Raw genomic sequence first — 25,280 nt, 5'->3', positions numbered from 1 at the left:
GATATAATCCATAGTTAAATATATGCTACGAAACTTCATTGACCAAAAGTGAAAAACAGATTGAAAAATCCACCTAAAATTTCCTAATTCAAAAATGATAAAACCACTGGCTAATATTTTCATAAATCTTTTTTTGCCATGCTTTAACGTCCTTTTCAACTTTAATGGAGATAACGCTACATTCCTCATTACTCAAATGCATTGAATCCTGCGAGCTATGATCATAATATTGTCCTGATTGGTTTATGTTTTCTACTCCCGGGTATACTAGAGCTACTTTCTTTGCTCCATAGTATTTCATGTATACAAACATTTGCCTTAAATCTTCCGGGGATGGATTATAGCCGTTTAAATTTTTCCATTTAGTATCTAGCACCAAACATTTATCAGTTCCTTTATTTAAAACAATATCGGGCTTCATTTTGCTGCGATAGCCTGATTGGGGCTTCCAAAAGTTTCTTGTATTTTGACTTGCGATGCTTGTGTTTGCTAATTTATGTTTTCTCAAACTAACATAAACAAATCGCTCCCAAAGTAGATTCATATCAAACATTAAGGCCAATACATTACTAGTCCCTTTTTTTACATCGGGATGATAGTTGAGTAAAATAAGCTTGGCTATTTCCAGTGCTTTCCTGTAGGGTTCCGTTTTACGGTCTAATGCAATTTTATCAAATAGGTATTCCGATATTTTGATATCATAAAGTTCTGGAAAATCTAGTAATAAAGTTCCTAGCCTACTGCTTAACTGTACATTGGTATTAATAAAACTTAGTAATTTTAAGGCTTTGTAGAGTATTGCGTGTATATCGTGCTGTGTATCGTAAATGGTATGCCTTACATAAAATCGTTCCTGATGAACTAAGTTCTGACTGATATGCTTACCAAACTGAATACTACCTTTTAATGCGCTTCTATTTCCAGATGTCTTACGATATTTTTTCACCAGTCCTCTATGTAGTAGATATTCGATTTCTTTGATGAATAAATCGAAATAAAGATCAAGAATAGAGTTTGAGCGTAATCTTAAATTACTATTGCTTGGAGCATGAATGTCAAATATACCCACCGCATACAGCATACTAATTAAGACGTTTCTCCAAGTCGTTTTAACACTTTCATCATTGGGATTTGCCTTATCTGCTTTAGGCAGCACTTCTATAACCGTTTTGCCAACTTGAATTACACCAACATATTCATTGAAACGAACACCATGATGAATTAAAGAATAAAAGGGAACTCCATTTTCACCATAGAATAATTGCAGGGCTTCTAATTGTTCATTCGTAAGCTTTTGCTTGCCTCGACCTATACGAAGACAATCATGTTCGAATACCGTAAAAGATTCTTTCCCTTTCCTCAATTATTTGTTTTTACGCTGTAAGTCGTTTATAGCATCTACGAATAGCTGATCACTCATTTCTTGAATATTTTTTAAATGATAAACTTTTCTTTCGATTAATGGACTACTATCATAATCATCAAAAGGTGCGAAGAAATCTTCATCTACCTGATCACTCTGAATGTCAAAGAATTTTGAACCAATCACCAACCCTATTTTTCCATAATCTCCGAAAAAGTATTCTTGAAGTAAAGGCACTATCTTATTATGAAAAACTGATTTCAATCCATTTAGGTTCTCTACTGATAAAAAATAGCTATGACCAATCATATGGTCTTTATCCAATAACTTGTCAATTCGCTTATTAATGTTCTCTAATATTGCTGAAAGTTCTATTCCGTTTACCATTCCATTTTCAGCTTTACCTTCTGTGTTAATGAGTTTAGGTTTTGGAGGCATTTCAATAAAGCTAAACCTTCTTCTTAGCGCAGTATCTAAAGCTTCGACACTTCGATCTGCTGTATTCATTGTTCCTAGAATAAATAAATTACTCGGTACTCCGAATGAAACCTTACTATATGGTAGTGTAACATTAATTTCTTCGTCTTTACCCATTCGTTTATCTGCTTCAATTAGCGTAATCAATTCACCAAAAATTTGTGAGACATTCCCTCGGTTTATTTCATCGATTATTAAAACGTAAGGTTTAGGCTCATTTTCCTCAGCTGTAGTTAATTCTTTAAATGAATCAAGGATTATATCTTTGTCATAGAACTCATAGATGGTTTGCTGTGATATATTTTTTTTAAAAAATTTTTCAGGGGATACATACAGATCTTTAGCAATCCATTGAATGTCTCTTATATGATGAAATCCAAATTCGTTATTTTCATCAAATTCATATTCGCCGGTGACAACACCAACAGAATCTATGATTTTATTACCTATAGTAGCAACCACAACATCACCAACCTTCATTTTTAAAAAACGGAATATCGCAGATTTATTAAATGTTGATTCTTTTTCTAATTCCGGATAATCTTGTTTGAACTTTGTTCTGAATTGTTCCCAAGAACTTATCTTTTTTAAATTTGAATAGTCATTATCACTTCCCCAACCAAGTGCTAATTTATTTTCATTTAAACACCAGGAATGTATTTCTGGATTAGATTTGCCGCCTAACGACATTTTATAAAATGAACGATTTTCCCAGTTGAAATCTAATTGCTCTGATTTTAAAACTTTAGCTTTTTCACATAATTTTTTAAATATTCCATCTTCTATGGTATAACTAATCGTATTATTATCAGCTTCATCCAAAACTGGTTTAATACCTTCTACAAAATCCTCATAGCTAAAACTTTGATGAAATGTTGTAAAAACAATTCTACCCTCTTTTACCCTCTTTTTATAGAGTTTTTGGATGTTATTACGACTTAGTCCGCTCAAATCTTCCCCACAAAGCTCTAATGCTTTGTTAATAGTATTATATGTTTTTCCGGTTCCTGGAGGACCGAAAAGTATTTGATTGAGCTCTTTAGGCATATTATCAGAGGTATGATGAATTGTTCTTTTTTGAACTTCAAGAATATTTTTAATTGGAGATAGATTATCTTGTCTAGGAGCTTTACATTTATAAAAATCAAAATCTGAAACCGGGATTGGTGCAATTTTTTCCATTCCCTCTGCTACAAATACAATTCTTGCTGATTTTTTACCATCAGTATATCCATTAAAATCGGAATTAAAATTCTTTAAAGTATTATATTTTGAATTTATGGTATCGAGCTCTTTCTGATTAATAGCTAAATCAATAATATTAGCACAATAGATAGCTTCTTTATTCACACTATAATAAAGAGGAAAATAACCTGTATCTTCTATTTTATTTTTTAGAAACTTCAAAACCTTTGGCCCCCTGGTTGGTTTTTTGCTGTTCCATAAAATCAAACCTTCCCATTTAGCATCTAAATTGAGTTCATTTGCCTGCCAACCCGTACTATCTGAAGCCATTAACCCCACAACCTCATCTTGCCATTTATCTTTAATTGAATAGATTATACAAGATAAGAGATAAGTATAATTATCTTGATTTTTAACATTGAGATTGAATGGTTTGAAATAGTCTTTTAACTCCTTGACAAAGAGCTGAGGATCCAACTTCTTATCCAGAAGGTTCTCAGCTATCATCTCTCGATGATTACTACTTAATATCGTCGAATTGTCTTGTGGTGAAAGTAAGTAATCAAAAGCATTACGAATAGAAGCAGCCTTAATTTCACCATTTTTAAATTTTAACTTTATTAAGCCGTCAACCCAATTGTTCATCCTCACACTGGCTTTTGCTAGAATTCTTTTATCACCATATTGATTATATAAATGCTTATCGCGAGCTTTATCATCACAATAGGAAATGATCTCAAAAAGCAAATTTTTGATCTTTTCAAAATTTGGTTCTAATTCGGAAATTTCTAAAAATTGAGTATAATCGGTAGAGAAATTGATTAATGATTCTCTTAGCTCATCATCCACCTCCATTTCCAGCCACTGCTTTAAAGTGTCTTGGCCTTTTTGAAAAAAGAACTCATTAGAGGCAATGACCTTTTGGATCCATTGATCCTGGATCAAATTATTTATTTCTTCTTGATTCATCGATTTCTCTTAAAATTTTCGGCTTGCTCAAAAATCTCTTGATATACCTCATCCCGTTCGACCGGCGGATAACCGTGTTCATCTAATAAAAGAATTAGACCTACTTTTAAAGCAGATTTTATATCGTCCCTTTTATTCCAATCTGGAAACTTAGCCTGCCCATCAACTAAATCTTTGACTGCTTGGGCTAACTTTATTAGTTTACCTTCAGGATAGGTAAAATCGTATTTTATACATAGTTCTTTTAAAATATCGTAGAATGCTTTTTCTTCAAAATTAATCCCTAAATCATCACCTGCTTTAAATTCTTTATACACATCCCATATAAGGTTTGTTAATTGGTCAGCCATTTCTTCATACACCTCACTTCGTAAAAGATCATTTTCATCTCTTTGATTGTATTTCTGTACTAGAAATTCCATTTTTTTAGAAAAGTCTACTCCTTTTACTTTATTGACTTTTTTCATTTCTCCAATAGCCTTTGCCAATAGCTGCTGTAATAATTTAATCTTTGTATTGGGCAATTTAATTTTATCAATTTTGGCTAAATAATCCTCATCAAAAATGTCTTGCTCTTTTTCGGTCTCTTCCCCCATTTTAAAGATTTCATCTACACCATCACTTTGTAAGGCATTTTTAATCATCTCTCTTACTTTGGCATTCATTTGAGCAGTGTCTGGCGCATCTCCTTTAGTGAGTTTAAAAACAATAGAACGAACCGCTAAGTAGAAATGGGTGTAATCTCTTTCCTGTTGTGTCAATTCTTCACTACCTGCACATATATCATAGGCCGCTTTTAGTCTTTTCACTAAGCCCATAAAGCGGGTTTCCATCTCTTTTGTCAACTGTACAAATTCAGCTGCCATATTAAGTGTATTCAATTGCTCTAACGCAGAACCGGTAAAGTATTTTGTGCTATCAAACTTGTGAAGAAGCTTCGCTAATAGGTCTAAATGGTTTCTTACTACAATTAATGACTGTTGTATATCCTCAAAATTGTCTTTATCACCCTCTGAATATTTTTTTAGGGCTAAATTCATTTGCTTCTTAATACCAATATAATCTACCACCAAACCCTTATTCTTACCTTTAAACTTACGGTTTACACGAGATATAGTTTGTATTAAGTTATGTTGCTGAATTGGCTTGTCTATGTATATAGTATCTAAGAAAGGAACGTCAAAACCGGTTAGCCACATATCAACGACAATGGCTATTTTGAAATTTGACTTTTCGTTTTTGAATTGCCGGTCTAATTCTTTACGATATTCTTTAGTACCTAATAAATCATATAAATCTTTAGGGTCGTCTTTACCACGTGTCATAATCATTTTGATACGCTCCATAGGTTTGATTTCCCTCTTATCTTTATCTGTAAGCACTGCACCTTCTTCGGCAACTTTTACTTCATTCCATTCAGGTCTTAATGCTAGTACATTCTGATAAAATTCATAAGCAATATTACGAGAACTACTAACAAACATGGCCTTTCCTTTAATCGTAGCTCCTTCTTTAACTCGATTTTCGTAGTGCTTTACGAAATCGGCTGCCAATTCTTTTAACCTGTCCGGGTCGCCAAGAATGGCGTTCATATTTGCAGATTGCTTTTTACTTTCTTCTACCTGATATTCATTTGCTCCAGCTTCTGCTGCTTCTTGGTAATACTTCTCTATCTTTTCTAATTCGCTATTTTGAAGGGCTATTTTTGCTGCTCTACCTTCATAGACTATGCGGACTGTAATTTCGTCTTTAACCGATTCGGTCATCGTATAGGCATCTACTACCTTACCGAATACATCTAAAGTCGCATCAACTGGTGTTCCTGTGAAGCCAACATAGGTAGCATTGGGCAGAGAGTCGTGTAAATACTTGGCAAAACCAAAGGATTTCTTCACGCCCTTATCTGTAACTCTAACTTTTTGATCTAAGTTGGTTTGGCTTCTATGTGCTTCATCAGAAATACAAATCACATTGGTACGCTCTGTCAATAGTTCAATATCTTCCGTAAACTTATGAATGGTAGTTAAAAAAACACCTCCACTTGCACGACCTTGTAATAACTCCCTTAATTCAGATCTGCTTTCTACGCTTTTAATTGTATTATCACCTATATATTTTTTGGCATTGGTAAACTGTCCTGAAAGCTGATCGTCTAAATCGGTACGATCTGTAATTAGTACGATTGTTGGATTTTCAAAATAAGCACTCTTCATTAAGAGCCTGGTGAGATAAAGCATGGTATAACTCTTACCACTACCAGTTGCTCCAAAATATGTTCCTCCTTTTCCGTTTCCTTCTGGTTTTTGGGCTATTTTAATATTGTTGTATAAGGCTCTAGCGGCATAGTATTGTGGATAACGACATACTATTTTTTCATCCTTTTTAGACGTATCAGGTATGTAAATGAAGTTTTGAATAATATCCCTTAATCTGTTTTGATGGAGCATTCCCTGAACAAGAGTATACATACTATCAATACCATCAACATCTTTAGATAAACCTGATATTCTGCGCCACGCATAATAAAACTCATAGGGAGCAAAAAATGAGCCTGCTTTGTTATTTACCCCATCACTTATTACACAAAAGGCATTATATTTAAAAAGCTCCGGTATATCTCTTTTGTAACGTGTTGTTAACTGTACATAAGCGTTATGGATGGTGCAATTCTCTTGAATAGCCGTTTTAAACTCAAACACTACTACTGGTATTCCATTGACGTAAATAATACCATCAGGAATGCGTTTTTCTGTACCTACAATTTCAAGTTGGTTGACAAATTTGTAGATGTTATTGTCTCCATACTTTTCCTGGGATTCGCCTACAAATAGAGTGTCTAAGTTTTTTCCTTGAATTTGACGGTCTAAGCCTGTATAGTCAATTAATGACACCCAAATATCCTTTTGGTTACGGTCTTCTCGTTTTAAAATAAAACCATCAGACAGCCATTGGATTATTTTTTTATTGGTTTCGTATAAATCAGAAGCAGGTAAGGTTTTAAGCTGTAATAAAATAGATTTAGCTTCGGTAATGGTTAGTCCTTCTTTTTTGTATTGTGTTAATAGAAACTCGATTATGTCTTCTTCAATCAACACCTCTTCGGGCATACGGCTTACGGTATTTCCTATAAAATGCGGATAGCCCTCATTACCCAATAACTCTATAAATGCTTCCTCTAATTTGGCTTCTGTAAATTTTTTCATTCTTGTTCTATAATTTGCCAATAGCCTTCTTTTCTACCACCTACACGTTCTATCAAATTGGCATTTTTGAGTTTGTCTAAGTTTGAAAACACTGCGCGTTCTGAAATACCTATTAATACTGAAATCTCTTCTGCCGTAATAGTGGCATCCATTGCCAACAGCATCAAAATAATAAAGCTGTTTGGCAGCTTCTTATATGAAGGTTTACCTGATGTGTTTTCTGAACCTAGTATTTTCGGTATTTCAAATCCTTTCCCGAAGCTTTCCTGAAGCTTTCCTGAAGTTATCCTGAAGCTTTCCTGAAGTTCGTGTAATATGATTTGAATATTGGTTTGCAACCATTCTAAGAAATTTACTTGATTTGGTTCTACTCCATTTTTTATTGCTAAATACGTATCAACTAAACTTTGCCAATCGACTTGGTCGCTTGCTTGGTCGGTAACTTGGTCGGTGGTGTTGACGGGTTCTGCCGATGGAAAGACCATACGCAGGAAATTAGCAGAGAACTGAAAGCATTCTTTACCATAAGTTTTCAGTATTCTTGGAATGCCTGAACCCAATTGTTCTACCAGGTCTACATCTTTAAAGACGCGCATTAACTCCTTGTTGCGAGGAACAGAGTAACCTTCAAAAAATTCAGGTTCGCTCAAGCCTTCGGGTAAAGCACCAGCCGAAGTAATTTCTATACGGTCCTGGAATATTTCAAACTTGGGTGCTATTTCTCGGGTATAGTCATTATGCACAAAAGCGTTGATAATAGCTTCACGTAAGGCAATTCTATTCCAAAGCCTTTTTTCTAAACGCTCCTTACTGGTAATTTGGGTAAGGGTACGGTTTTCCAGTTCTATTTTATCGAGTACGCTTTTGGTAGCTTTAATGAGTGAACCATAACCGTATTCATTGCTTTCGGCTAAATCTGCACGGGTAGTGCCTTTGTATTTGGCTACTTTTATCGAAACGTTGTTTTCGTCTGCCAACAAATAGCCTGCGTAATTAATATCGCCCTGTGGAGTAAGCAGCTCTAAATTCTTTTTAAACTGTTGGTTGAGTGGTTTGCGTTTTTCTTCGTAATAAATACGCAGTTGCGCAAAACTAAGGTCTTGTCGGTTTGCCTTTATTTTACCGATAGAATTACGGGTACGAGAAGCGAACAATTCCTCAATCATTTTTCGAGGCATAGGCTCTGCCGCTGTGCCAATGCGGAGGTAACAGCCTTTTTCGGTCATTCCGTATTTCTTTTTGAAATAGGGTTTTTCGCTACCACTGGCCACAATGATTTTAATGATGGGCTGACCATCCTTTTCTTCTGCCACCACATCAAACAAGCCCATAGCCGAAGGAGCGATGTTGTTTTTAATGCGGTCTTTTATTTTAAGCATATCGGCATCCGGGTCTGCTACACCAAGGGTATTGCCGTTTTTATCGACACCGATGTAGACCAAACCGCCCTCGTGGTAGTTTAAAAAGGCTACCACTTCTTTTTCCAAATCTAAATCTTTGGTGAGTTGTGCTTTGTATTCTATCCGGTTGGTTTCTGGCATAACTGCTTAATTTCTATTATTCAACCATTCACTAATAGGCACAACTTTATCATAGCCATTAATCGATGGAAATACAACATAAGTTCCTTTTGTCCTATAATTTCCTTTGAAATATTGATAATAATCAACGTTAAATATGTAAGGATATATTTCTAAATACTCACTACCCGAAAAATCTGAATAATCTTCTTTAATAGGCAAAATTGCAATGTGGTTGATATACTTTGCTGCATCTCCTAAACCTAACTCCCAATTACACCATTTAGAGCTTATTGCCCTCTCTGTAGCTAACAAAATAAATTTATGATTATCCTTAATTTTTTGTTTAATTCTACCTGCAGTTCTTCCTGATGTTGTTTTAGGCATCCCATCATCTAACCAATCAACATAAATATCTACGCCATAAGATTTTAAAAATGAAATTGCCCCTTCCAAATAATTTCTTTCATCATGTTTATGAGAGAGAAAAATTTTAGTCTTAAAAAGACTATTTTCTCCTTTAAAACTGTTTAAGCTTTCATTAAGTGTAGTGTAAGATGATTTTAAGGATCTTCTTTGATTTCTAAGTTGTGATTCAGTTATAAAACTCATTATTAATCTAAGTTTATGTGAACGTCATACTCCTTGATCTTATCTCTTATTTCAATAGATTTATCCAGAAAGTAATTTGGGTTGGTTTTAAAATTGTCCCAACGAATATTGGGAATATAGGAATAATCGCCTGAATAGACTTGTTGACCTTTGCATATTGTTCTAGTTGGGTATTTTTGATTAAACATATTGTCTCTGATTATTTTGAAAAGTATAGAGGTGTTATGGTTTGTGCAATTACAATCCGCATCGTAAGTTAAATACCAATCATAAGAATTGTTTTCATCAGGAAGTACTATTCCTAAAATTGCATTTGCTCTACTAGAGCCATTATCTCTTGTAATCTGTCTTAATGAGTAAGAAATCTCCCAGGGTATCCATTGATCAATCTCAATTTTAAAAGGATCAACCATCCCTTTTGAAATCATAACTATAGTAACACTACTTCTAAAGATTTTTTTCTTCAAAGCGGTGCGAATTGTGGACTCTTTAAACTCAGCCAAACTTTCTCCGTCCTTTTCTCCAAGGTTTATATTGTCTTCATCATTTAGTATTTCTTGCAATTCATCAACATAGTCCCTTACCCTCGTTGGTCTTGACACATATGTTAATTGTCCAAAAACATTTACTCCTATTTCTGTTTTATTAAGGTCTGGTACTTTAATATCACCATATTTATAAGAGACAAAAACATTTCTAGCCATACTTTTAAATTTTATCCATTAAAAAATTTTGAAACAAGGACATATACCCATAATCCTTTTCAAACCTTGTGTTTTTCAATTCCTCTGGAAAGAAATTATCATAAATCATTTTAGTTGCTGCACCCGTACTAGCAACAGGTATTATAATAGCTTCAGAATGTCTTTCAATAAACATTTGATATTCCCCTGCAATTTCCTTTTGCATATCTCCTTCAATACCTTCCATACCTCCGATGAAAATTCCTGCTGCAAAATCTGACTCATTCAACATTCTTTCTCTCATGTGAAGTAGAGATTTATCTCTATCATTATCAATGATATCAGTCAATATTACATTTTCGAATTTATTATTATCTTCAGGAAAAAACTTTTCAAATAACTTTGACTGGTACAGCTTTACGTGTTCTTGGATATTCATATCCAATTTTTCCATCACGTAATAAATTAATGGCGTTATTGAGGGATGACCTCCCCATATTATTCTATGGCGTGGCAATGCTACTGTTGTCAATGCAATAACTGCATCCCGAATTGCAATAATGTCTGCTGTTTCTATATACTTTGCATCTCTACTAGGCAGGGGAATACTAGCAGATAGAAATATATTCTTTACGCCTTTTGTAGCCATAATTCAAAATCTTGTTTTTTTAATGTTTTTATATCCTTTCTGAAATTGTCATTTAACCATTCTAAATGTTTCAACCATTTATCACGTATGCGTAAATCATCATATATCAATCGTATAGACACCTCATCGTATCCCATCAACTCTTTTTTTATCTCAGCTGATTGACAACTTGTAGATTGGGGTATACCAATAGTAGGGATGTATATTATATGTTCTCCGTTGGGTAAATCTTCTGTTAAAATCTTTTCGGGTTGAACAGTTACCTTTCTTTTATTTTTTCCTGCTATGTTTCTAAATTCAGTAACTAAATTATCCTGTCTAGCTGCTAAATTTCTTGCTCGAACAGATTCCACTTCAGTAAGCACACGTTCTACCATTGCTTCAATAAACCGACCTTTACTATCTAACTCTTTATTAAAAAAATCATCTTCTGTTAATTGAATTGGATAACTGATATAAGAAGATTTGTCAATATCCTTTATTTGATGATTCGGCCACACTAACTGAACAATTCCTATTTGCTTTGCACTTGCTTCTGCAAATTCTTCTTTACACCAATGACTTTCCAAAAAACCAGGAGTATTTAGTAGTACAATAACATCACAATCTGTCATACGATGCCATAATTCATCTTGAAAAGGTTCCCCTTTCTGAATTGAATGCGTATCGAGAAATACATCAAAATTATAAGATTCTAAAGCCTCATATAATTGAATAGCTACACCGGTAGATTCTGCTCTTCGGTAACTGATGAATACTTTTCTTGTACTTCTTAACAATTCAAAAGCTTCTAAGACAACATTAGTAATCCTATTTAATTCATTTTCTGAATATTTAACAGCATTTTGATTTTCTAAAACGCATGGTATATCGTTCTCAAAACTGTCATAAAAGATTGGTAGAATCATCGTACCATCTTTCAGAAGCCTCTGAGTAACATCTAAATCCTTAAAATCGCTACTAGTGTCTCCAAAATACAGCGCAAATGCAGGTTGGTTACCCTTATATTCATCTTCAATAGAGGATGCCGGAATGACTTTAATGAATTCTTCAGGCAATTTAAGATTCCATAACTCCACTCTTATCTGGTCAATTATTATTTGTCTTTCAGGCACATTTGAACCTAATGTTATGAGTTGATATTTATATTTCATAGCTAACTTCTTTTAAGTTACTTTCCAACATCTCCACAACACCTCGCATTAATACAGGACATAATGGTTTGATACTGTCTTTTAACTGCTTGTTAATACGTTTACGAGCTTCTAAGGTGTGGTAAATAGTAACAATGGCTTCTTGTATTTTTATATCTGGAATAGGTAATTGAACTCTGCACATTTCACTCCAATCAAAAGTTTCTCTTGCACTTCCCCAAGAATTGAAACGTGCATAACGGTCGAACTCACTTCGTTTGAAGAATAAAAACAGATACTCTGGAAGTAATACTGTTTTATCAATTACTTCAAAGACGGTATAGGTACTTGAAACTATTCCTGCTTCTCCTTCCAATAAGGCTATAGATATCTTTTCGCCATTTCTTGAGGTGACCGACACATATCCAAATTGACGTTCTCGGACTATTTTATAGTTCGATAGATTTAAGCCATTTTGATTTGCTTTAGAAGGCATAAAAACCTTATTCACACTGATTCCAAGTAAATTATCAATCTCTAAATCCGTATTGCGTTCATCAGATTGTTGGATGTAAGTACCCAATGTTTTAGACTCTTGGGTTTTGATTAAATCTTCTATGTAGGTATCACAAATCAGCTGTAAATCTTCTAAGCTATTTTCATAGGTCTTTTGATTATTCAGCAATCCTTTATAGAGGTTTACATATTTGCGTTGCTCATCTATGTGGGGTATAGGGATTTCTATTTCGCAAAGACGGTCATAATCCAAACTTGCTCTAACGCTACTATCACTAATGAACCAACCATACCTATCAGATTCTGGTCTCTGAAACCACATCATCATATACTCCGGCAGTAACTCTTTTTCATCTATTACTTCGATTACAGAATAAGCAGGGGAAATAATTGCAGGCTCGTCATCTGTATAAAGTGATATTCTTATGGTTTCGTCTCTACCAACTTGCATAGCTGAATAAGCAAATTGCCCTTTTTCTATAATCTTATATTTTGAAAGGTCTGTACCTGATACATTGGCAACCGAAGGCATAAAGTTCTTCGTGATATTTATACCCAATAAATTGGTAACCGCTAAATCTTTATTACGGTTATCAATCAGTTGTATGTATTTGCCAACGGGTTTATAACTCATATCCTAAAGTTTTAAAAGCATTTATGAGTTGTTCTTGACTTTGTTTTTCTTCTTGCAATAGCTCTTTAAAATCACCCTGAATACGCTTCATTTCGGTATCGAAGTCAATACCGCTATCGCCATCTACAAACTGGATGTATTTGCTTGGTACTAAAGAAAAATTGTTTTCAGCAATCTTATCAAAATGTACCGATTGGCAATATTCAGGAACATCTTTATAGGTAGTTTCCCAATCTTTTTGCTGCCAATTGTGATAGTTTTCTGCTATTTTTTTAATATCTCCAGGAGTAAGTTCAATATATTTCTTTTCATATTCACTTCCCCAACGTCTCAAATCTATAAATAAAGTTTCCTTTTCACGATTACGATAGATTTTTACTTTATCATTAATAGTAATAGTACGCTGCTTTTTATTACGATTTAAAATCCAAAGGGTAACACTAATATCAGTGGTATAAAAGGTATCTCTTGGAATGATAATTATTGCCTCGACTAAGTTATTCTCGATTAACTTTCTTCGAATTTTATACTCTTCACCACCTCCAGATAAGGCTCCATTAGCCAAGATAAAACCAGCTACACCATTTTCGGAAAGTTTACTCACCATGTTTAAGATCCAGCCATAGTTGGCATTGCTCTTTGGTGGTATATCATAGCCTCTCCAACGTGGGTTGTCTTGCAGCTCATTTGCTCCTCTCCAATCTTTTTGATTGAATGGAGGATTTGCCATGATGAAATCAGCTTTTAAATCTTTATGTTGATCGTCATGGAAAGTGTCAGCGTGTTTTTTTCCCAAATCTGCAGAAATTCCCCTTATAGCAAGATTCATCTTTGCCAGTTTATATGTAGTAGGGGAAGATTCTTGGCCATAGATAGAAACTTCCTTTTTATTTCCTTGGTGGCTTTCTATAAACTTTATAGACTGTACGAACATACCACCAGATCCACAAGCAGGGTCATAGATAATTCCCTTGTACGGCTCTATCAATTCTGCCATTAAGTTTACTATGGTTTTAGGCGTGTAAAATTCTCCCTTTCCTTTTCCTTCTTTTATGGCAAATTTTCTAAGGAAGTACTCGTAAACTCTACCTATGATGTCTTGGGATTCATCTTCTAAGGTGTTTATCTCATTGATTTTATCAACCAATGACGCCAATTTGGTACGGTCTAAACCTAAGCGAGAAAAATAGTTATCGGGTAAAGCTCCCTGTAAAGCTGGGTTATCTTTTTCAATGGCATGAAGTGCCGTATCTATTTTTAAGGCTAGATCATTCTGTTTAGCATTCTTACTAATATATGACCAACGAGAAATTTCCTCTAAGAAGAATACATTTTTCATATTGTAGAAGTCTCTCATTTCTACATACTTTTCTTTACCTTCCGCAATCAATTCTTCTCTACGTTCATCAAATTTATCACTGGCAAACTTTAGGAATATCAAACCCAACACCACGTGTTTGTATTCTGCCGGGTCAACTGAACCTCTTAATTTATCGCACGATTGCCAAAGAGTTTCTTCTATTGCTTTGGTCTTTTCATTTTTTTTCTTTGCCATTATTTAAATAGATAGGGTCAAATTATATCGTAAACTTAAATATAATTTTAACAAAAATAGAAGCAAAAAGAGAAATTCCTGCTTGTAGAAAAATATGGTAGCTCTATTTCAAGTATGCGAAATAGATTTCAAACACTAAAAACAGGTTTCTTTGAAATAGCAATCGAAAATTAAATTATTCCTACCTCAAAATAATTATTGGTTAATATCCATTATTACGGTTTCCCATATAAGTGATATAAATAATGCTGTTCTAGAACTTTTAAAATACAAAAAGCCAATCGGTTTAAATTGGTTTATTTAAGTTTATTTCTTTTTACTTCTTCTTCAATTCCTTCAAATAATTCACTAACAGTAATATTTAATCCAGAAGTTATACGCATAAGAGTGCTAATCTTCATTTCTTGGTCTCCTCTCATGTATTTCCGAAGATTTTCAACATCCATATCCGCATCATGGGCAACATTTTTTTGTACTAGCGATGATGCCTTTATTACATCCTTTATTCTTTTACCTAGGACTTCAACAATTGGATGGTAATCTTTTTTCTTATCCTTTTTCATAATAAGAAAATTATAACAATCAGATTGCAAACAAAGGATTGTATATAATCAGGTTGTATATAACCGATTTTTTATTATATTTGTTTAACTTTAAACTAATTGCATCTGTAAATAGAAAGAGTTATACAATAATTGCTTTAAACCTTTAAATAAAAACTGGTACTTTTTAGATAATGAGGTGAAAAGCAGTTTTACTCATTACCCGGGAGTGAGTTTAATTTTTCAATTGGATTTTTGCAAAATTTATGGTTTTAATATGATAAACCAAATAAAGAATTGTATTAGGAATATAAGTTTTATTATTAGTAAGGCACAGTATAATGTAGCCTTCACGATACATCATATTCTTTTTCCTAAAAAACCAAAGTGTCCTATATAGGAAACTACTATATTACGGGAGTGACGCTATAATTTGGGCTATTCGCTCACTAAGCCAATTATTATAATTAGTGGCTTAGTGATGACAATGCCTCCGGTACTTCAATACTTTTTTCTCCTGTAATTCACCACTACACCTATTTTCATGGTATCCGGCCATGTCATGTTTTCCCAAAATAATTAATAAACCTTACAAAGCTAAGGTGTGCTATCTATTCATTTAAAAACAATTGCCTATGGTAAACTTCTGAATTAGCTATGTGTATCAGGTAGGTATAAAATCTGTTAACACAGCTTTCACCCTACATATCGCCTGCCTGAATACACTTTTACTATTGATTAATGATATTTTATATCAACTAAAAAATCTCTTATGATAAAATATTAACGATTCTTATTTTGAGCTGGCTTTATTTACAGCAAAAAGAAACCCTCCAATCACTTTGACGGGTTACTGGAGGGCGATTCAATTAAAACAAAGTTTAATTTAACGTATTCAAAATTATGAAAAATACCTTTCTCAACAAGGTAAAGGGATTGCTTATTTATACTCTTATCGTGAGCTTTGCATTCCTCACCACACAAGTATTTAGCAGATCCACATCTAAGGAGATGATATTTATCACTCAACAGCAGCAAATTAAGGGCAAAGTTACTGATGAAAATAACACTCCCATATCTGGTGCAAGTATCCAAATTAAAAACACCAATATAGGAACTATAACAGATTTTGATGGCAGCTATAGTATCGAAGCTTCAACAAATGACACCCTGGTTTTTTCAGCATTGGGGTATAAAGCCAAAGAAATACTGGTGAATAACCAAACCTCGCTTAATATAACTCTTGATAAAGATGTTACGGCATTGGGCGAAGTGGTAGTGAATGCCGGATATTACAATACTACCGAACGAGAACGAACGGGAAGTATATCGAGTGTATCTGCTGCACAGATAGAAAAACAACCGGTTAACAATCCTTTAGGGGCGATACAGGGTTATATGCCGGGAGTAAATATTGTACAAAACACCGGGGTGCCGGGTGGTGGCTATAATATAGAAATCCGCGGAAGAAATTTTATAAACGGAAACACAGAACCTTTATACATCGTTGACGGTGTGCCGTGGGGTTCGCAATCTTTGGGAGTTGCCGAACTATCAGCAGGCATTAATAATGCAAATATAAGTCCTTTAAACGCTATTAGTCCTACAGATATCGAAAGTATTGAAGTGCTAAAGGATGCTGATGCTACAGCCATCTATGGATCTAGGGGTGCTAATGGTGTCGTATTAATAACTACTAAGAAAGGAGTTGAGGGCAAGACTCAGTTTAAAGTCAATCTGAGTAGTTCTATGGGAAAGGTTTCCCATTTCTTGGATCTTATGAAAACTCCTGAATATTTAGAATTAAGACGCGAAGCCGTTATTAATGATGGCTATGGTACACAATTGGAAAATTCAGCTTATGACTTTGTATGGCCTGATCTTAAAACCTGGGATCAAAACCGATATACCAATTGGCAAAAAGAGTTGATTGGCGGTACAGCAGTTAGAAATTTAGCGCAACTATCAATATCAGGAGGTAGTGCCCAAACTCAATTTTTAATTAGTGGAGCATACCAAAAGGAAACAACGGTATTCCCCGGGGATGCTAACTATAAAAAATATTCTCTACATAGTAATATCAATCATGTATCGAAGAACGAGAGGTTTACTTTTAATATGACGGCTAATTATACGAAGGAATATAATCAGATGCCACGTACCGATTTAACCAGAAGTGCCTATACTTTACCTCCCAATGCCCCTGAGTTATACACCGAAGATGGCAATATTAATTGGGAAAATAACACATGGGACAACCCACTGGCCGTTTTGGATGATGATTATGTTGCTGAAATAAACAATTTAGCGGCAAACATAAATTTGTCTTATCAACTTTTACCAAACTTAAAGCTCATTGGTAACTTAGGATATAATAACTATCAGATTGCTTCCTATAGATTACTGCTAAGTAGCTCCAGAAATCCAAGTTTTGGCTTTACTCCTGAAGGCTATTCATCGATTAGCACAAATGATTCTTCTAGAGACTCCTGGATTATTGAACCTCAGGTACAATGGAATAAAGAATGGGGAGATTTAAAGGTTAACGTATTGATAGGAAGCACTTTCCAAAGCCAAACTACCGATCAGTTAGTTCTTAATGGTACCGGTTTTCCTAATAATAGTCTTATCAATAACATTGCTGCGGCAAGTGACCTAGAAATAAGATCATCTACTAATAGTGTATATAATTATCAAGCCTTTTTCGGACGGGTAAATTTTAAAGTTTTGGATAAGTATATACTAAACTTTACTGGAAGAAGGGATGGTTCTTCCAGGTTTGGCCCAGGTAGACAGTTTGGTAATTTTGGAGCCATCGGAGCGGCGTGGTTATTTACCAAAGAAGATTTTATGCCTTCTGATAGTATGTTGAGTTATGGAAAATTAAGGGGAAGTTATGGGACTACCGGAAGTGATAATATTGGAGATTACCAGTTTTTAAGCACCTACAATGTAACAGGATATGAATATAACGGAACTCTGGTACTGGAACCCTCTGGCATCTCTAATCCCCTATTTGGTTGGGAGGTCAATAAGAAATTAGAGGTTGCTTTAGAACTTGGATTTATTAAGGATCGTATTTTAATAAATACAGCCTGGTATCAAAACCGCTCTTCCAATCAATTGGTAGGTATTCCTTTGGCTGCCACCACAGGCTTTACCAGTTTAACGGGTAATTTAGATGCAACGGTACAAAATACCGGATGGGAAATTGATTTAAATACAAGGAATATTTTAAATGAAAATTTCAAGTGGACAACAACATTTAATATATCAATACCTAAAAGCAAGCTGTTAGCATTTCCCGATATAGAGAATTCTACATTTGCATCTACCTATGTTGTTGGACAACCTATTAGCATTCGAAAACTTTATAAAGCTACAGGCGTCAATCCTGAAACTGGGATTTATGAATTTGAGGATTATAATGATGATGGCGTTATAACCAGTTTAGAAGATCGCCAGTGGATCGAAGATTTAGCTCCTGAATTTTATGGAGGCTTAGGCAACACATTCACGTATAAAAATCTGTCCTTAAATTTACTTTTTCAGTTTAAAAAACAAAAGGCATTTAATAACTATAGACAGCAAGCTGCACCGGGTCTTATGCAAAATGCCTCAGTCTCGTATTTGAATAGATGGCAGCAACCAGGAGATGACACACCTTTAATGATCGCTACATCAGGACTTAATTACAGTTTAAATCCCAGTCGTGATCAATTTAGGCAAAGTAACATGGCAGTATCGGACGCCTCTTTTATCAGACTTCGTAATGCCACTTTAAATTACACTATACCAAATCAGGCGAGCGAGAAGTTTGCTGTCGATGTTTACTTACAGGGTCAAAACTTATGGACTTTGACCAATTTCGATGGTCCCGACCCTGAACATTCTTCCCATATCATATTACCTCCGCTACGTCAAATTTCCTTAGGAGCACAGTTTAATTTTTAAAAATAAGATCATGACATACAACAAAATACAATCAATCTACATTCCGATTTCAAAACGCAAAATCTTGTTTGTAAAGAGCTATATTTTGGCTTTAGTCATTATAGGACTAAATTCCTGTACAGACTTTGTTGAAGTCGATCCTCCAAAAAACATTTTAGTTTCTGAAACTGTTTTTGAGGATCCGGCAACTGTAGAATCTGCATTGGCAAATGTTTACTACACTATGAGACAACAGGGTATAGTGGGCTATGATTTGTCAGCCGATATGGGAATCTATGCTGATGAAATGGATTACTACGGATCAAATTCCAATGACCTATCGGTTTATATTCATAGCATCACCCCAATTAACAGTAATGTTTCAAATTATTGGAATAACGCTTACACTCTGATTTATGCCGTAAATGATATTATAAATGGCGTGGAAGATTCAAGTGCTTTGAGTGTCGAAGAGAAGGCTACGTTTAAAGGTCAGGCGCTCTTTGTACGTGCCTTTCTTCATTTTACTTTAGTAAACATATTTGGAGATATCCCTTTAATAACCACACCCGATTATCGAATGAATAATACTACCGGACGAACTCCTGTAAATGAAGTTAATGAGGCTATCATAGAAGATTTGATTCTCGCCGTAAGTTTAATGGATGCTTCAGATCCCACAGGAGAACGGGTAATACCAAACAAAGCTGCTGCAAATGCCTTGCTAGCCAGAGTTTATTTGTATACCGAAAATTGGGAGTTAGCGGAATCAACTTCCACAATACTTATTGATCAGTTTGAATTAGAAACAAATTTGAGCAATGTTTTTTTAAAGGAATCAGTAGAAACCATATGGCAATTTAAACCTGATCCTACGAACATTAGAAATACCAGCGAGGCTAATCAATTTATTATACAAACTAGTTCTGGAAATCATTATGCATTAACTAACGTGCTTATGAATAGTTTTGAAGAGGAAGATTTAAGACGTGAGCAATGGGTAGGCAATTTTACAAGCGCAGATGGATCGACATCTTTGTATTTCCCTTATAAATATAAAGCATTACTCAGCGAAGTAGAATCATTGGAATACTCCATTGTCTTTAGACTAGCAGAGCAATATTTAATTCGAGCGGAATCCAGAGCGCAGCTAGGTAATATTTCAGGTGCACAAAATGACTTAAACAATATTAGAAACCGCGCAGGTCTTGATGATACAGCTGCAAGGACACAATCCACTTTATTAGCTGCGATATTTCAGGAGCGTTTCGTCGAATTGTTTTCTGAACAAGGTCACCGGTGGTTTGATTTAAAAAGAACCGGAATGGCAGGAGCGAACTTAGAATCAATAAAACCAAACTGGAAAACCACCGACACCATATGGCCAATTCCGGAATCAGAATTAGAACTCAATCCTAATCTATTGCCACAAAATCCAGGATATTAATTTAAAAAACACTGATGTTATGAAAAATCGGAGTTTAATTTTTATGCTAATATTTCCTGTCTTGATGTTTGCAGGTAATTTCAGCAAGGAATCATTAGTGACAACTGATACTCAGCAAAATAATATCCTAGATAATTTTATCGAAGCAAAACTTGAGAATGATAGACTTTATTTAGGAATACCTAAAATACTTCTAAGTCAACCAATGCTATTCATAAATCATCAGGAGGGTGCCAGATTGGAAAATAAATACGTGCATTGGAAACAACATGCTGGTAATCTGTTTTTGGAGACACCAGGAGTTATAAAATCATCTTCTGGAGTTTTAATTCCAATGACTGCTGATAATTCTATGCGCAACGAAATCATTGCCGTCTTTGAAATTATCGAAGAAAAAAGCACTGAAAAAATTTATTGGATCAACGCTACCGATATGTTTTTAAAAAAGCTTTTATCGGGATGGAAAGCTACAATTAGCCAAGGTACAGCAAAAAACCAATCATATATAAAAGGAATCAATTTCTTTGAAAACGAACTCGTTATAAAAACATTCATAGTTAATACCGGTAAGTCAAGTTCCTGGAGTGAAGAAGTAGATTATAGTCTTTACTTACTGCCTAAGCCGATGAAATCAAGATCTTTTGATCATCGTATAGGATTTTTTAGTGCAGATTATATGAACTTTAATCCTATCAATTATAAAGCAGAGACACCTAAAGCGAACATTTCAAGATGGCGATTGGAGAAAAAGAATAAAAATCAGTTAATTAGTAATCCGGTAAAACCAATAACTTTTATACTTACTGATGCTATTCCAAAAAAATGGAAACCCTATGTTAAGGCAGGAGTTTTGGAATGGTTACCTGCCTTCGAAGCTGCAGGATTTGAAAATGCAATTGTTGTAAAAGAAGATATAGCTAATGACTCTGATCTAAATTTTAATAGTATCCACCGTAATTTGATATCCTGGGGTGACAAACGTAATGTAAGGGGATATGAAAATAAAAAAGGCTCTTCAGCTTATGTAATTACAGACCTAATAACAGGAGAGATTTTAAGCGCAAACATTTCAATAGGTTCATCTTATCAAAGTATTATGGATGAATACATCATTAGATGTGGGGCTTTAGATGATAGAGCGCAGCAATATCCTGTACCAGATGAGCTTTTAGGAGCATTGATTCAAGCTTTAGTAGCTCACGAAGCTGGTCATGCCTTTGGTTTAAAAGATGCAAATTATGGAGAATATACTTATCCTTTTGAGAAGATGAGGGATGAAAAATGGTTGTTAGATATGGGATACAGCCCAAGTATTATGAATTATACTCGATATAGTTTTATTCCTCAACCAAAAGACAGTATTGATCCTTCACTTTTAATTCCAAAGCTCGGCCCCACCGATATTTATAGTATCAAATGGGCATATACGCCACTTGATGATTTTTCATTAGATGAAGAAAAAAAAGCATTGGAGAATATTGTTCGAGAACAAGATTCAATTCCCTGGTACCGATACAATATTGGGCAAGAAGAACTTATAGGACCGGGTGCAACTGATGAAGTTGTAGAAAGTACCAACCCTATTGAAAGTACAAGGCTGGGGTTAAAAAACATAAAAAAGGTTTTGGAGCTATTGCCTAAGATAAATGAAAACCAAAGTGATCACTCCTTGATTGATCGCCTATATGAAAAGGTATTGGAATTATGGTTTAAACAAATGCGCCAGGTATTATCTTTAATTGGAGGCTATACCATTTACTATCAATCAGGAGAACAGGGCGGAAATAGCTATACACCAATAGGTTTAGACATACAGGAAGATGCATTTGATTTCTTTGTAAAGCATGCATTTCGAACGCCTAATTGGTTGGCATGTCCAGAATGGAAAACAAGGAATCATTATTCAACTTACCCAGATAAGCTCATGGATTTTCAGATACGCTTATTAATGGAAAGCATTAACCAACGACGTTTGAAACGTCTAGAGTATTTAGAACAGAATCATAAAGGTTTTGAAGGGATCACAGCTGAATTTTTAACGAGACTTCAAAGAAGCCTGTTTTATGAGTTAAATACAGAAGTGGTTCAAATAAATGATAGAAAGCAAGAGCTACAGCAATTATATGTAGATGCGCTTTTGGCAGGAATTCAGCAAAGATCAGGGCAATTAAATGCTACTGGTAATATAAATTATAGTGCCCATTCAAAAAGTCTTATTACTGTGAACTTATTGAATTTAAAATCAGCATTAACTAGATCTTTAGATAAAAAGACAAAGCCTGACACTTATGGCCATCTAAAATTACTTTTAAAAAAATTGGATGGAATAGAATAAAATTTAATCCATTTTCGAAAATCGAAAAGGTGTCTTTTGGGACACCTTTTCTCATTTTTATAGGGACGACATTTTATTGATTATATCGTTTTTCAACGGTAAGTCCCATGTCATCATACACCTGAAATCCTTCATACAAACAAGGATTTTCACCGGTAGTTGGACAATCAACTCCTTCAGAAATAACCTGAATTCCAGGCACCAAAGGATCATCATAATAATCTGGATCGCTATCACTTGAATTATTATTGGCAAAAGCCAAGCCTACAGCCAACAGCATAACGAAAGTTGGTAATATTGGTTTTAAAAAATTACTTTTCATAATTTTACAGTTTAAGAATTATGACCTACTCTATTTTAGGTTTTCGGTCTTCCCCTAACACTACGTAGTATGTTTTGCACCTTTATTTGTTGAAATTGCAATGATGGCAAATACGATCCAAAAAAGGTTGAATATCAAATGTTCTGTCCAATTTAAATCACTTATAATACCACCACATGAACATGGGATATAATCACTATAGTTTAATGTATACCAGATATAAATTGTGAATACGATCATTAAACCAAGACATAGTTTTAATCCTAATGATTTGTACTTTGATAAAAGTATCATGGCTATAATTAGTTCCAAAGTCGGAATAAACCAAACTAAAATACTAGCATACGTTGCAAGCAACGGAGATTGAACTAATTGTATTTTGAATTTTTGGTAATCTAATAGTTTACTTACAGCCGCATAAACAAATAACAGTAAGAACAGCATACTGATAATTTCCGTAATAAGATTACTATGTTTTTGATGTCCTTTCATGCTTATTAGATCAAATTGATATCGAATAGCATAAAATTAATAAGGTAGATTGATCTCAATGGTATAATTACTAGTCTATAAGGGATTAATTATTTTCTTGCTTAGTATTGCAACTAATCCTTAGTGTTTCGCAATGTGCTTGGTCGATACCCATATCGAATATTAAACTCTCTTGAAAAATGGGTGGAATTTTTAAAGCCTACTATTTTAGCAATTTCCTTGAATGATTCACTGGAATGTTCAACTAAAACATACGCTTTTCGAAGTCGCTCTTCTTTTAAAAACTGAAAAACAGTAAGGCCATATAATTCTTTAAAACCTTTTTTCAGTTTATATTCATTGGTCCCGAATTGAAGGGCCATAGCTTTTAATGAAGGTAAATCCTCATCTAGATGACTTTTGATGTGTTCTCCCACTGCTCTTATTTTTTCGATATCATTTTGTTGAAGAACGGTTTGCTTTTTTTTATTTGTTTTATAAAAATAGGAACGGCTCCGAATTCTATTCTGAGTTCTTTTTTCAATACATTTTCGGGTTTGCACCATATCAAAGCTACTTATAATTGTTTTTCCTTTAAACAAGTTATCATTGGTAAAATGAATGATTCTACAAAAAGCGGGAAGTTCTAAGTTGTTATGAGTAAGAAATATTAATTGTAAAGATTTTTCGGTAAATAATGAATTATTTATAGCACTCATAATGATCTTCCATTTTGTTTTTGATCTTGCAGCAATTAAAATTTCGAAAGGCTCCCCTACTAAATTTTTATTTTTAAAACCTAAGTATGAAAGACTTAATTTATTGACTTCCAGAATGCGAAAATCTTCATCTAAAACTAATAACAACTGAGTATTGAGAATATAGGAATCATGGAAATTCACATAACCTTGGTGTAAAAAAGAATCTTTAATTTCTTCAGTGACCATATTAACAAGTGCGGTTAATGCTTCTAGGTCATCTTTATATCCGGTTCGTTCTATAAGGGTGGAAAAATTACCCTTTGACAGCTCTAACAGTTGGAGATAAATTTTTTCTAAACGCTTTTCATTTTCCTTGGTACACATAAGCTAATAGGTTTTAATTAATAATTAAAATGATTGAGCTCTTGGAAAAATACCATTGAAAGTCTGTTCTAAATTAAACAGGAACCTTAGCTATTGCTTTTGAATATGAAGCACTAAAACAATTTAATTCTATTTTATAAATACTCTTGAAGGAACTGTAAAGCAACCTCTATATCGGTGCAAATTTTAGTAGGAATAGATAGTTTATTTTCTTGAGCGTAGATTTCAGAAAATATTCGCGATAAAGGATTGTCGTGTAATAAAGCGATAGCCTTTATAAATAAAGCCCCTTCACTGGCGAGATATCGACGTGCACTGATATCAATATCTTTTACTCCTCTAGTATCACATAAAATAGGAAAATCTTTTCCCTTTTGTACTGTTAACCTATCGGTTACAATTTGCATGGCAGCGGCTAAATCTATAATGACATCATCATTATAAATAAAATATAAAATACCACTTTCTTCCCACAATGATGCAAAACTATTTTCAATCTTCATAACTGGTACTTTTCGAACTCATTAAATTAATGATTTTTAAACAAAAAATATATTTACCCCATAGATTTAATGTTCTATAATTTATCTATAAAGGATTTTAATTGGTCTGTAAGGGATTAATAACTTCACATATCAGTTTTACA

General features: G+C 34.1%; 18 protein-coding genes. 3 read left to right on the top strand and 15 right to left on the bottom strand.

The window, feature by feature from the left end:
* Nucleotides 1-88 precede the first annotated feature (88 nt).
* From IIF7_RS12685 to IIF7_RS12635, 11 genes are all read right to left on the bottom strand, one after another.
* The gene (locus IIF7_RS12685) at nucleotides 89-1,363 is read right to left on the bottom strand and encodes an McrC family protein (protein ID WP_084842074.1); all 1,275 of its coding nucleotides are present in this window, start codon (nucleotides 1,361-1,363) and stop codon (nucleotides 89-91) included.
* Nucleotides 1,364-3,994 carry an AAA family ATPase gene (locus IIF7_RS20990; protein ID WP_084842073.1) on the bottom strand — a complete coding sequence of 877 codons (2,631 nt, stop codon included), beginning with the start codon at nucleotides 3,992-3,994 and terminating at the stop codon, nucleotides 1,364-1,366.
* Nucleotides 3,991-7,197 carry a type I restriction endonuclease subunit R gene (locus tag IIF7_RS12675; RefSeq protein WP_084842072.1) on the bottom strand — a complete coding sequence of 1,069 codons (3,207 nt, stop codon included), beginning with the start codon at nucleotides 7,195-7,197 and terminating at the stop codon, nucleotides 3,991-3,993. The genes IIF7_RS20990 and IIF7_RS12675 overlap by 4 nt, the downstream gene beginning before the upstream one ends.
* Nucleotides 7,194-8,738 (bottom strand): RNA-binding domain-containing protein, encoded by a 1,545-nt coding sequence (locus IIF7_RS12670; RefSeq protein ID WP_084842071.1) that lies wholly within the window; start codon nucleotides 8,736-8,738, stop codon nucleotides 7,194-7,196. The genes IIF7_RS12675 and IIF7_RS12670 overlap by 4 nt, the downstream gene beginning before the upstream one ends.
* 6 nt (nucleotides 8,739-8,744) lie before the next feature.
* Complete coding sequence (locus tag IIF7_RS12665) at nucleotides 8,745-9,329, bottom strand: toll/interleukin-1 receptor domain-containing protein (protein WP_084842070.1); 585 nt, start codon at nucleotides 9,327-9,329, stop codon at nucleotides 8,745-8,747.
* A 2-nt stretch (nucleotides 9,330-9,331) separates the two neighbouring features.
* Nucleotides 9,332-10,033, bottom strand: a complete 702-nt coding sequence (locus IIF7_RS12660) for a TIR domain-containing protein (protein WP_084842069.1) — start codon at nucleotides 10,031-10,033, stop codon at nucleotides 9,332-9,334.
* A 4-nt stretch (nucleotides 10,034-10,037) separates the two neighbouring features.
* Complete coding sequence (locus tag IIF7_RS12655; protein ID WP_084842068.1) at nucleotides 10,038-10,661, bottom strand: SLOG domain-containing protein; 624 nt, start codon at nucleotides 10,659-10,661, stop codon at nucleotides 10,038-10,040.
* Entirely contained in the window at nucleotides 10,643-11,815 is a 1,173-nt protein-coding gene (locus tag IIF7_RS12650; RefSeq protein ID WP_084842067.1) for a toll/interleukin-1 receptor domain-containing protein, read from the bottom strand. Before IIF7_RS12650 ends, IIF7_RS12655 begins: the two co-directional genes overlap by 19 nt.
* Entirely contained in the window at nucleotides 11,805-12,944 is a 1,140-nt protein-coding gene (locus IIF7_RS12645) for a restriction endonuclease subunit S (protein WP_084842066.1), read from the bottom strand. The genes IIF7_RS12650 and IIF7_RS12645 overlap by 11 nt, the downstream gene beginning before the upstream one ends.
* On the bottom strand, nucleotides 12,934-14,499 hold the full coding sequence (locus IIF7_RS12640) for a type I restriction-modification system subunit M (protein WP_084842065.1): 1,566 nt from the start codon (nucleotides 14,497-14,499) through the stop codon (nucleotides 12,934-12,936). Before IIF7_RS12640 ends, IIF7_RS12645 begins: the two co-directional genes overlap by 11 nt.
* Nucleotides 14,500-14,795: 296 nt before the next feature.
* Nucleotides 14,796-15,062, bottom strand: a complete 267-nt coding sequence (locus IIF7_RS12635; RefSeq protein ID WP_084842064.1) for a helix-turn-helix domain-containing protein — start codon at nucleotides 15,060-15,062, stop codon at nucleotides 14,796-14,798.
* A gap of 882 nt (nucleotides 15,063-15,944) precedes the next feature.
* Between IIF7_RS12635 and IIF7_RS12630 the strand changes: the two genes are divergently transcribed.
* From IIF7_RS12630 to IIF7_RS12620, 3 genes are read left to right on the top strand one after another with little or no spacing between them, the layout of a single operon-like run.
* Complete coding sequence (locus tag IIF7_RS12630) at nucleotides 15,945-18,995, top strand: SusC/RagA family TonB-linked outer membrane protein (RefSeq protein WP_084842063.1); 3,051 nt, start codon at nucleotides 15,945-15,947, stop codon at nucleotides 18,993-18,995.
* Between the two features lie 10 nt (nucleotides 18,996-19,005).
* Nucleotides 19,006-20,421, top strand: a complete 1,416-nt coding sequence (locus IIF7_RS12625) for a RagB/SusD family nutrient uptake outer membrane protein (protein ID WP_084842062.1) — start codon at nucleotides 19,006-19,008, stop codon at nucleotides 20,419-20,421.
* Between the two features lie 19 nt (nucleotides 20,422-20,440).
* Nucleotides 20,441-22,756: a zinc-dependent metalloprotease gene (locus IIF7_RS12620; protein WP_084842061.1), complete on the top strand. Its 2,316-nt coding sequence runs from the start codon at nucleotides 20,441-20,443 to the stop codon at nucleotides 22,754-22,756.
* 73 nt (nucleotides 22,757-22,829) lie between these two features.
* Here IIF7_RS12620 and IIF7_RS12615 read toward each other — a convergent pair whose 3' ends face one another.
* The 4 genes from IIF7_RS12615 to IIF7_RS12600 form a co-directional block, all read right to left on the bottom strand.
* The gene (locus IIF7_RS12615; RefSeq protein ID WP_084842060.1) at nucleotides 22,830-23,078 is read right to left on the bottom strand and encodes a DUF6520 family protein; all 249 of its coding nucleotides are present in this window, start codon (nucleotides 23,076-23,078) and stop codon (nucleotides 22,830-22,832) included.
* Between the two features lie 60 nt (nucleotides 23,079-23,138).
* Nucleotides 23,139-23,570, bottom strand: coding sequence for a MauE/DoxX family redox-associated membrane protein (locus IIF7_RS12610; protein WP_084842059.1), 432 nt, complete (start codon nucleotides 23,568-23,570; stop codon nucleotides 23,139-23,141).
* Nucleotides 23,571-23,683: 113 nt separating this feature from the next.
* Entirely contained in the window at nucleotides 23,684-24,634 is a 951-nt protein-coding gene (locus IIF7_RS12605; RefSeq protein WP_084842058.1) for a helix-turn-helix domain-containing protein, read from the bottom strand.
* Between the two features lie 134 nt (nucleotides 24,635-24,768).
* Entirely contained in the window at nucleotides 24,769-25,137 is a 369-nt protein-coding gene (locus IIF7_RS12600; protein WP_084842057.1) for a DUF7793 family protein, read from the bottom strand.
* Nucleotides 25,138-25,280: the final 143 nt, after the last annotated feature.

This window comes from Zunongwangia atlantica 22II14-10F7 (assembly GCF_002094855.1).
Classification (GTDB): domain Bacteria; phylum Bacteroidota; class Bacteroidia; order Flavobacteriales; family Flavobacteriaceae; genus Zunongwangia; species Zunongwangia atlantica.
The sequence above is the reverse complement of the archived record's forward strand: the minus strand, read 5'-3'. Positions and strand labels throughout refer to the sequence as shown.